General features: G+C 69.3%; 9 protein-coding genes. 4 read left to right on the forward strand and 5 right to left on the reverse strand.

The window, feature by feature from the left end:
- Nucleotides 1-55: 55 nt before the first annotated feature.
- From qcrB to qcrC, 3 genes are read right to left on the reverse strand one after another with little or no spacing between them, the layout of a single operon-like run.
- Nucleotides 56-1,693, reverse strand: coding sequence for a cytochrome bc1 complex cytochrome b subunit (qcrB, locus tag O5O46_RS27455; RefSeq protein WP_269858278.1), 1,638 nt, complete (start codon nucleotides 1,691-1,693; stop codon nucleotides 56-58).
- On the reverse strand, nucleotides 1,690-2,733 hold the full coding sequence (gene qcrA, locus O5O46_RS27460) for a cytochrome bc1 complex Rieske iron-sulfur subunit (protein WP_269858279.1): 1,044 nt from the start codon (nucleotides 2,731-2,733) through the stop codon (nucleotides 1,690-1,692). Before qcrA ends, qcrB begins: the two co-directional genes overlap by 4 nt.
- Nucleotides 2,733-3,533: a cytochrome bc1 complex diheme cytochrome c subunit gene (gene qcrC, locus O5O46_RS27465; protein WP_269858280.1), complete on the reverse strand. Its 801-nt coding sequence runs from the start codon at nucleotides 3,531-3,533 to the stop codon at nucleotides 2,733-2,735. The genes qcrA and qcrC overlap by 1 nt, the downstream gene beginning before the upstream one ends.
- A 223-nt stretch (nucleotides 3,534-3,756) precedes the next feature.
- Here qcrC and O5O46_RS27470 point away from each other — a divergent pair, with 223 nt between their 5' ends.
- Together O5O46_RS27470 and O5O46_RS27475 are read left to right on the forward strand one after the other, a co-directional pair.
- On the forward strand, nucleotides 3,757-4,158 hold the full coding sequence (locus O5O46_RS27470) for a J-domain-containing protein (RefSeq protein ID WP_269858281.1): 402 nt from the start codon (nucleotides 3,757-3,759) through the stop codon (nucleotides 4,156-4,158).
- A gap of 138 nt (nucleotides 4,159-4,296) precedes the next feature.
- Nucleotides 4,297-4,947, forward strand: coding sequence for a DUF4360 domain-containing protein (locus O5O46_RS27475; protein WP_269858282.1), 651 nt, complete (start codon nucleotides 4,297-4,299; stop codon nucleotides 4,945-4,947).
- Between the two features lie 50 nt (nucleotides 4,948-4,997).
- Here O5O46_RS27475 and O5O46_RS27480 read toward each other — a convergent pair whose 3' ends face one another.
- Together O5O46_RS27480 and O5O46_RS27485 are read right to left on the reverse strand one after the other, a co-directional pair.
- Nucleotides 4,998-5,738 (reverse strand): VIT1/CCC1 transporter family protein, encoded by a 741-nt coding sequence (locus O5O46_RS27480; RefSeq protein WP_391858238.1) that lies wholly within the window; start codon nucleotides 5,736-5,738, stop codon nucleotides 4,998-5,000.
- A gap of 206 nt (nucleotides 5,739-5,944) precedes the next feature.
- Entirely contained in the window at nucleotides 5,945-7,252 is a 1,308-nt protein-coding gene (locus tag O5O46_RS27485; protein WP_269858284.1) for a cytochrome P450, read from the reverse strand.
- A 281-nt stretch (nucleotides 7,253-7,533) separates the two neighbouring features.
- On the opposite strand from O5O46_RS27485, the gene O5O46_RS27490 reads away from it, so the two are divergent.
- Together O5O46_RS27490 and O5O46_RS27495 are read left to right on the forward strand one after the other, a co-directional pair.
- Entirely contained in the window at nucleotides 7,534-7,824 is a 291-nt protein-coding gene (locus O5O46_RS27490; RefSeq protein WP_269858285.1) for a hypothetical protein, read from the forward strand.
- A 173-nt stretch (nucleotides 7,825-7,997) separates the two neighbouring features.
- Nucleotides 7,998-9,212 carry a threonine synthase gene (locus tag O5O46_RS27495; protein WP_269858286.1) on the forward strand — a complete coding sequence of 405 codons (1,215 nt, stop codon included), beginning with the start codon at nucleotides 7,998-8,000 and terminating at the stop codon, nucleotides 9,210-9,212.
- The last annotated feature ends 94 nt before the right edge of the window (nucleotides 9,213-9,306 follow it).

The following is a 9,306-nucleotide window of genomic DNA, read 5'->3' on the forward strand; positions in this document are numbered from 1 at the left end:
TCACATGGATGAGGCCCCCGCCGCGAACGCGGCGGGGGCCTCATCCTGTCGGTGCTCAGTGGTGGTGGGTGCTCTCCTCCAGCTCCTCCGCCGTGGGCTTGGGGATCTGGCTGCTCTCCCCGTAGTAGGCCTCGGAGAGCTTGGCACGCATCTTGTCGGTGAACTTCACCTTGCGCTCGACACCGGAGTCGTCCACCGCGGGCGGCAGTTCCAGCGGCTCAAGCTGGTCGTGCGCGGTGAGTTCGTACAGCCGCTCCCGCGGCAGCCGCTCATGGACCTCGATGTACTCACCGTGCGGCAGCCGCTTGATGACGCCGGTCTCCCGGCCGTGCAGCACCTTGTCCCGGTCGCGGCGCTGCAACCCCAGGCACCACCGCTTGACCACGATGAAGACGACCACCGGCAGTACGAAGAAGGCGATCCGGACGAACCAGGTGATGGCGTTGATGGACAAGTCGAAGTGGGTGGCGACCAGGTCGTTTCCACCGCCGAGCAGCAGCACCATGTAGAGGGCCAGCCAAGCGGTGGCCAGCGCGGTGCGCACCGGCGCGTTGCGCGGACGGTCCAGCAAGTGGTACTCGCGTTTGGCGCCGGTGATCCAGGACTCCACGAACGGGTAGACCGCGATGGCCACCAGTACCAGGATGAAGACCACCAGCGGAATGAAGACGCCCAACTCCAGTGTGTGGCCCAGGAAATGGATCTCCCACCCGGGCATGATGCGGATCAGGCCCTCCGAGAAGCCCATGTACCAGTCGGGTTGGGCGTCCGTGGTCACCTGGTCGGAGCGGTAGGGGCCGTAGGCCCAGATGGGGTTGACCTGGGCGATCGCGGAGATCAGCGCCAGGGCGCCGAAGACCACGAAGAAGAAGCCGCCCGCCTTGGCCATGTAGACCGGCATCAGCGGCATCCCGACGACGTTCTTCTCGGTGCGGCCGGGACCCGCGAACTGGGTGTGCTTGTGGTAGAAGACCAGGATCAGGTGGGCCACCACCAGCCCGGCCATGATGCCGGGGATCAGCAGGATGTGCACGGTGAACAGCCGCGGAATGATCACCATGCCGGGGAACTGCCCGCCGTAGATGAACATCGTCAGATAGGTGCCGACGATCGGCACCGACAGCACCGCGCCCTCCAGGAACCGGATGCCGGTGCCGGACAGCAGGTCGTCCGGCAGCGAGTAGCCCATGAACCCGTCGAACTGGCCGAGGAACAGCAGCAGGAACCCGAACAGCCAGTTCAGCTCGCGGGGTCTGCGGAACGCGCCCGTATACAGGATGCGCATCATGTGCACGAACATGGCCGCCACGAACACGATCGCCGACCAGTGGTGGATCTGCCGCATCAACAGGCCCGCCCGCACGTCGAAGCTGATGTCCAGCGTCGTCTTGTACGCCTCCGACATGCGGATGTTGGTCAGCGGCGTGTACGAGCCGTGGTAGACGACCTCGTTCATGCTCGGGGTGAAGAACAGCGTCAGATAGATGCCGGTCAGGATGATGATGACGAAGGTGTACAGGCAGATCTCGCCCAGCATGAACGACCAGTGGTCCGGGAAGATCTTCCGCAGGTTGGACTTGGCCAGGGCGTAGATGCCGAGCCGGCCGTCCGCCCAGTCCGCCAACCGCTCGCCCGCCTTGGGCTGCCCGGGGCGGCCGGTCGAGGCGCTCTGGGCCGAAGGGGTGGTGCTCATGCGCTGCGCTCCCAGTATCCAGGGCCGACGGGCTTGTCGAAGTCACCGAGAGCCGACAGATAGCCCTGGCCGTTCACGGCGATCCGTAGTTGCGGCAACGGGTGCCCGGCCGGGCCGAAGATGACCCGGCCGCCGTCCGCGAGGTCGAACGTCGACTGGTGGCAGGGGCAGAGCACATGGTGCGTCTGCTGTTCGTACAGGCTGATCGGGCAGCCGACATGGGTGCAGATCTTCGAGTAGGCCAGGATGCCCTGATGGCCCCAGTCCGCCGAACGCTTGTCCTTGATATCGCTCGGCATGATCCGGACGATCATGAGCGCTGCCTTGGCCATCACCTCCTGGAAGTCCTCGTCGCTCTCCTGCACGCCTTCGGGCTTGGCGAACGTCAGGGAGCCCACGGCGATGTCCTCGGGCCGCAGCGGCTGGTTGTCGTTCATGTTGATCAGGCGTTTGCCGCCGGCCCAGGCGGTGCGCTCCAACTTCTTCTCGGGCAGCGGTCCCAGGTCCCGGAACAGCACGATCGCCGAGAGCGGGACGATGGTCATCGCACCCAGCAGGGCGTTGCGCATCATCTTGCGGCGGCCCAGGCCGCTCTCCGCCACTCCTTGCTGGAAGTCGGTGAAGACCTTCCGGCGTACCTCGGGCGGGGCCGAGATCGGGTGGCGCTCGGAGGCGTACTCCGCGTCGGACATCAGGGTGCGGGCCCAGTGGATGGCGCCGACGCCGATGCACAGCAGCGCGATGCCCAGCGTGCCGCCGAGTGCGAAGTTCTGCGCGCTGACGTGCCCCACGGGGAAGATGAAGACCACCTTCGACTTGGGGATCAGCACATACGACGCGATGAAGCCGAACGCGGCGATCACCGCGAGGACGAAGAGCATCGTCACGACGCGTTCCGAGTGCTTCGCGGCCCGCTCGTCGATGTCCTGACGGCGCGGCTCATGGGCGGGCAGGCCCGGATCCGCGAAGGGGTCGACGGCTTTGCCGGGCTTGCCGCGCTCCGGCAGGTGGTCGGCTGCGTTGCTGTCCTGATGGGTCATTACTTCCTGGCCTTTGCGGTCCGGGCGGCGATCCAGATGGAGGCGGCGACCAGCACGCCCAGTCCGAAGATCCAGCCGAAGAGTCCCTCGGGGACGGGACCCAGTGACCCCAGGCTCAGGCCGCCGTAGCTGGGGTTGCTGCTGGGGTTCGTGACATGTGTGACGAACGCGATGATGTCGCGCTTCTGCGGCTCGGGCATCGTGGTGTCCGGGAAGGACGGCATGTTCTGCGGGCCGGTCAGCATGGCCTCGTAGATGTGCTTGGGGGAGACGTTGCGCAGTTCGGGCGCGAACTTGCCCTCGCTCAGGGCGCCGCCCGCACCGGCGAAGTTGTGGCACTGGGCGCAGTTGGTGCGGAACAGCTGACCGCCGCTGGCCACGTCCCCGGGGGCGTACTGGGAGGGGTTCGGAATGGCCGGGCCGGGGCCCAGCGAGGCCACGTAGGCCGCGAGCTGGTCGATCTGCGGCTGCGTGTAGACGGGGCGCTTCTTCGGCACCTGGGCGCCCGGCTGCTGGGCGGGCATCCGGCCGGTGCCGACCTGGAAGTCCACCGCGGCGGCGCCCACGCCGACCAGGCTCGGCCCGTTGTGGGAGCCCTGTCCGGAGGTGCCGTGGCAGGAGGCGCAGCCGACGTCGTACAGCCCTTTGCCCTGGTCGATCGCCAGCGACTGGGCGGGGTTGGCCTGGGCCTGCTGGGTCGGCGCGAACGCGGCGTACAGTCCGCCGGCGGCCGCGAGCGCGATGAGCAGGGCGACGAGCGCCGCCAGCGGATGACGGCGTCGTGCGGAGAGTTTTTCCACGGACAACCCCGGTGTGCTGAGCGTGATGTGTCGGCTGGGTGGCCGTTCGGTCGACGAACAGGCGCTGGCGACGAAAGCCCCTATTCACAACAAATCGATCAGAACGGCCAGCCCCTAGGACATCACACCTGTGTTCGTGATCCGTGGCTCTCGGTGATCGTGTCTCGTTGCTACTACCGGTTCACGCTCGCCCGGCACGCCGGGCACGCGGGAGAATCGCACCATGACCGAACGCAAACCGCCCGGTGTCAGCTTCGAGTCCTGGGTCGACCGGCAGATCCGCGAAGCGGCGGAGCGCGGTGAGTTCGACAACCTGCCGGGAGCCGGAAAGCCGCTGCCCGAGCTGGACCAGCCCTATGACGAGTTGTGGTGGGTCAAGCAGAAAATGCGCCGTGAAGGCGTCAGCTACCTGCCCCCCGTGCTCGCGCTGCGCAAGGAAGCGGAAGACGCGCTGGCCGCCGCCTCGCGGGCCGGTTCTGAGGAGGAGGTGCGGCGGATCGTGTCGGAGGTCAACGACAGGATCCGTGAGGCGCTCGGGAACCCGCCGCCGGGACCGCCGCTGAAGCTCACCCCCTTCGACGTCGAACGCGTCGTCCGCGAGTGGCGCGAGGGGCGTTCCGGATAGCCCCGATCGCCGACCGGGCATCGGCTCCTTCGGCGTACAGGATCGGCTCAACCTGCGCTATGCGCGCCGGGGTGTCGGTGGTGACATGAACCCACCAACTCGCCCCAGCGGGTTCCGCACAGCGACCGAGGGGAAACCATGCTCAAACCCATGCTCATCGGCGGCGCCGCCGCCGCACTGCTCGCCATGCCGTTGGCCCCGTCCGCGGCGGCCCACGGCCTGGACTCGCCGCCGCCCGGACAGATCGTCATCGACCTGGTGAACGTCAACGGCTCCGGCTGCCCCGCCGGTACCGCCGCCGTGGCCGTGTCCCCCGACAACACCGCGTTCACCGTCACGTACAGCGACTACATGGCCCAGGTGGGCGTCGGTGCCAGACCCACCGACTTCCGCAAGAACTGCCAACTCGGGCTGGACGTGCACGTTCCGCAGGGCTTCACCTACGCCATCGCCGAGGCCGACTACCGCGGCTACGGGCACCTGGAGAACGGCGCCAGCGGCCTGGAGCGGGCCAACTACTACTTCCAGGGGATGCAGCAGACCTCGTACATCGAGCACCCGTTCAGCGGCCCGATGGACGACGACTGGCAGACCACCGACACCACGGACGTCGCCTCGCTGGTGTACGCGCCCTGCGGTGAGGAGCGCAACTTCAACATCAACACCGAACTGCGGGTCAACGCCGGTACCTCGGACCCGAACACCACCAGCTTCCTGTCGATGGACTCCACCGACGGGAGCATCACCACCGTCTACCACTTCGCCTGGAAGCAGTGCCCCTCGCGGTAGCCGAACCGGCGGCCCGGATCCCCTCGGCCGGGATCCGGGCCGCCGCACGCCTAGGACAGGTGCGCCCCCACCAGATGGCCGACGAGGAACGTCATGCCCGTCGCCAGCGCGCCCAGCGCGAACTGCCGCACGCCGCCGACCAGCATCGGACGCCCGGTGAGCCGGGCCACCGCACCGCCACCGAGGAACGCCGCGAGACCGGCGAGCACCAGGGCGAGTACGAACGAAGGCAAGCCGAGGAAATAGGGCAGCAGCGGAATGAGCGCGCCGACCGTGAACGACGCGAAGGACGCCCCAGCCGCCGTCCACGGCGACGGGAGATCGTCCGGGTCGATGCCCAACTCCTCGCGCACATGGACCGCGATGGCCTGCTCCGGGTCGGCGGAGATCTGCCGTACCACCACGTCCGCCAGATGGGGGTCGACCCCGCGCTTGACGAAGACCTCGGCCAGCTCGCGCTGCTCCGCCTCGGGGTTGCGCGAGTGCTGGAGCTGCTCGACGGCCACCTCGGCCTGGGTCAGCTCGTTCTGCGAGCTGACCGAGATGTACTCCCCGGTGGCCATCGAGAAGGCACCGGCGATCAACCCGGCGAGACCGGTGAGCAGGATGGTGTGGTCGGCGGCACCACCGCCGCCGACACCCGCGATCAGCGAGGCGTTGGTGACCAGTCCGTCCATGGCGCCGAACACCGCCGGCCGCAGCCAGCCGCCCGACACGTCGCGGTGCCGCAGCGCACGGTGCCGCCCGCCCGGCTCCCGCCTGGGCGGCGCGGCCGGTACCACGGGGGGCATGGTCGGCGGTGGGGGGACGGGCATCGTGAACTGCTGGGTGGCGTAGGGGCCGACGGGCTGGGCGCCGGTCGCGTCCATGCCGGAGGAGTACGGCTCGGGGGGCGGACCGGGGGAGTGGAGCCACTGCGTGTTGACCGACACGTCTACCCTCCATCAGCACGGACACGTCGCTTCGGGTTGGGTAACGGAAGCGTCCGGTCCGTGGTTCAGCAGCGACGCTCCCTCGGCGTACGCCGACGCACGATCAGCGGCAGCGCACTGGACATCGACATCAGCCGGGTGACCGGAGGTGACCCGCCCGGCGCCGGGCGGACGCTGCACCGGCTGAAGATGACGCTGAGGAAAGCGGCCATCTCCGCCCGGGCGAACTGCTCACCGGCGCATCCGCGTACGCCGCTGTCGAACGGGATGTACGCGTCCCGGGGAATCCCCGGACTCGACTCGGGCAGCCAGCGGTCGGGGTCGAACCGCTCCGGGCTGGCGAAGAGTTCGGGGTCCCGTTGCAGCGCGTAGACGGAGAACAGCACGGTGGATCCGGCCGGAATCCGGTAACCGCCCAGTTCCATTTGGCTGTTCGGCCGCCGGGCGAGCATCCAGGTGGAGGGGTAGAGGCGCAGCGTCTCGGCGATCACCCGTTGCTGGAAGGCCAGTTCCCGCAAGGTCTCATGGGACACCTGATGTACGTCGCGGCGACCGAGCGCCTCGTCCAGCTCGCGCTGGAACCGCCGTTGGGCGTCGCCGTCACGGCTGAGCAGATAGCAGGCCCAGCTCAACGCGCTGGCGGTGGTCTCGGTACCGGCGACGAGCATCGTGACCAGCTCGTCGTGGACCTGTTCGTCACTCAACCCGGCGCCGCTGTCCGCGTCGCGCGCGGTGAGCAGCATCGACAGCAGATCACCGTGCTCCAGCCCGTCGGCCCGGTACTCCGCGATGGCCCGGTGCACCGCCTCCCGGAGGGTGCGCTGCGCCCGGCGGAAACGCAGGTTCACCGGCATGGGCAGCCTGTCCAGCGCGCCGAACGGAGTCAGCGCCCGCCTGCCCAGCCCTTCCAGCAGCACGGGTACGGTACCCCGCACGTCCTCGGCCAGGCGCGCTCCGGCCCGGCCGCGGAACAGGACCTGGGTGACCGTCGCCAGGGTGAGGGAGAACAGCTCCTGGTCCAACAGGATCTGTGCGCCGTGCCGCCAGGAGTCGACCCTGGCCTCCGCGATTTCGCACATGGTCGCCGCGTACTGCCGGATCAGGGACGGATGCAGCACCAGCCCGACGGGCCCGTGCCGGCGCAGCGGGGCGGCCTGCTCCGCATCGGCCACCAGCATCTGCCGGATGAGCGCGGGGGAGTTGACCGCGTAGGCCCACCGGGGCCCGAGCCGAAAGCGCACGACATCCCCTCGCGTCCGCAGGGCCCGCACGAACTCCGATGGCTGCCTGCGCAGTTGGGGAATGTGCCCGAGCAGAGGCATCGCGCCGGGCAGGGACGGAATCCTCACGCGGTGGACGGTGCTGGCACGCATGCGTCGATTCCTCCCCGGTGAGTGGCTGCTGCGGCTCACACTTTCCCCGGGGCTCCACGCGAAACGTCCGCTGGTGCGGCGACCGGAGGCGAAGGGTGCGGGACGGCGCGCGGGGTGCGTTCTGTAGGGCACCGCGCGTGGCGAGGTCGGCTCGGCGCGGGCGGAGTACACGGTGATGGTTGCCCGCCGTCGCGGCGGGAACCTATAGGGGACCGGCGCGACGGCGAGCGAGTCGAACGGCGCCGGCCGGCGGTACCAGGCCGACCGCTATCCCTTACCCTGTGGCCGCCCAGACGAACAAGCGAGGCAAGGACGAAATGGCACAGCACCGCGCGGACGCGCAGGAGAACGCCTCCGCCGTGGACCCGGCGCAGTTCGCGACGGAGGAGTTCCGGATCCTCGCCCCGATACGGCCGACCATCTCCAAGGTGAGCTGCCCGCACTGCCCGGGCGCCGCATTCTTTGACGGGACGTCAGGTTGGGTGTGTATGAAGTGCGGCCCGGTGTTCGGGGCGACGCTGCACGGGGACGGCCTCGGCCGCGAAGCGTCACTGGACGACAGCGCCGGGTGACGAACCCCTCACGGTTCCGGGGGACCGACCAGGGGCCAGCTCTACGTCGAGGGCGCAGCGCCGCCACATCAAGGGCCGCTCCTCGATGAGCAAGTCCGAACGGACGGACGTTTTCGGCGAGTAGCAGCGGAACCGGGCGCGACCGGGACGGGCAGCGCCTAGTCTTCTGGACCATGACGCCAGGAGACTCGCTCGCGAACGGCCAGCGCTCACTGGGTGACCCGGACATCGGCTATCCGCTGTGGCCGCCGCTGACGAGCGGCTGTCCGCGGACGAGCACCGACGAGGTCGCCTATCCGCTGGAGGTCGACTACACCTACGAGAAGGTGGACCGGGCGCTGTTCACTCGGCCCGGACAGGTGAACCGCGGGGACGGCCACGACCGTTGGGCACCGCTGCTGCCGCCACTGTCCGCGCCGGGACTCGGCGAAGGGGGCACTCCGCTGGTCGAGATCGGCGATGGTGTCTTCATCAAGGACGAGTCGCGCAATCCGACGTGGAGCCACAAGGACCGGTTGAACCGCTGTACGGTCAGCGCCGCCGTCGGCGTGGGGGCGGAGGGCATCGTCGTCGCTTCCTCCGGCAACCACGGCGCGTCGGCCGCGGCCTACGCGGCCCGTGCCGGGCTGCGGTGCGTGGTGCTCGGCTCCGACAGCATGCCGCCCGCGGTGGACTCGTTCCTGAACGCGTACGGCGCCGTCGTGCTTCCCGTACCACAGGAGGACCGGTGGCCGCTGATGCGGCGGCTGGTCGACCGGCTCGGCCTGCATCCGGTCAGTAACCTCACCGTCACGCACACCGGGCACCCCTTCGGCCCCGAGGGCTACAAGACGATCGCGTACGAGGTCTTCACCGAACTCGGCGTCCCGCGAGCCGTCTTCGTGCCCACGGGATACGGGGAACTGCTCTACGGAGTGTGGAAGGGGTTCGCGGAACTCAAGCGGCTCGGTGTCGCGGAGCGAACCCCGCGGATGTTCTCCTGCGAGCCCGCCGCCGGTGGCCCGCTGGCCGCCTCCCTGCGGTCGGGACGGCTGGGTGTGCCGATCGAGGTGGGGCCGACGTCCGCGTACGCCATTGACTGCTCGGTCGCCGGCCACCGGGGCGTCGTCGCCATCCGGGAGAGCGGCGGGCAGGCGCTGCTGGTCAGCGATGAGGAGATGCGTTCCGCCCAGTCGGAGATGGCCCGGCAGGGGCTGTGGGCGGAGGTTTCCAGCGCCGCGGCGCTGGCCGGGCTGCGTGGCCTGGGCGGCTTCGACGGGCCGGTGGTCTGCGTCTCGACGTCCAGCGGGTTCAAGGACCTCGCCGTCGGTTCGCGCAGGTCAGAGCCGGTCGAGCCGACGTGGGAGGCGGTGGCGGCCGGCCTGCGGAAGGCGGGCTTCCCGGCCTGACCGGCTCGCACTCGCCGCGCGATTGCTGGAAAGGCGCCCGCCGGTCCACGTCGGGAGGGCTGTGGGTCTCGACGACATGAACCGGCGGTCAGCG

Source organism: Streptomyces sp. RPT161 (assembly GCF_027533845.1).
Lineage (GTDB): Bacteria > Actinomycetota > Actinomycetes > Streptomycetales > Streptomycetaceae > Streptantibioticus_A > Streptantibioticus_A silvisoli_A.

Excerpts from the sequence above, each read along its gene's own strand:
- O5O46_RS27480 (WP_391858238.1), bottom strand. The coding sequence starts at position 5,738 with ATGCCCCCCGTGGTACCGGCCGCGCCGCCCAGGCGGGAGCCGGGCGGG.
- qcrB (WP_269858278.1), bottom strand. The coding sequence starts at position 1,693 with ATGAGCACCACCCCTTCGGCCCAGAGCGCCTCGACCGGCCGCCCCGGG.
- qcrA (WP_269858279.1), bottom strand. The coding sequence starts at position 2,733 with ATGACCCATCAGGACAGCAACGCAGCCGACCACCTGCCGGAGCGCGGC.
- O5O46_RS27470 (WP_269858281.1), top strand. The coding sequence starts at position 3,757 with ATGACCGAACGCAAACCGCCCGGTGTCAGCTTCGAGTCCTGGGTCGAC.
- O5O46_RS27495 (WP_269858286.1), top strand. The coding sequence starts at position 7,998 with ATGACGCCAGGAGACTCGCTCGCGAACGGCCAGCGCTCACTGGGTGAC.
- O5O46_RS27475 (WP_269858282.1), top strand. The coding sequence starts at position 4,297 with ATGCTCAAACCCATGCTCATCGGCGGCGCCGCCGCCGCACTGCTCGCC.
- O5O46_RS27485 (WP_269858284.1), bottom strand. The coding sequence starts at position 7,252 with ATGCGTGCCAGCACCGTCCACCGCGTGAGGATTCCGTCCCTGCCCGGC.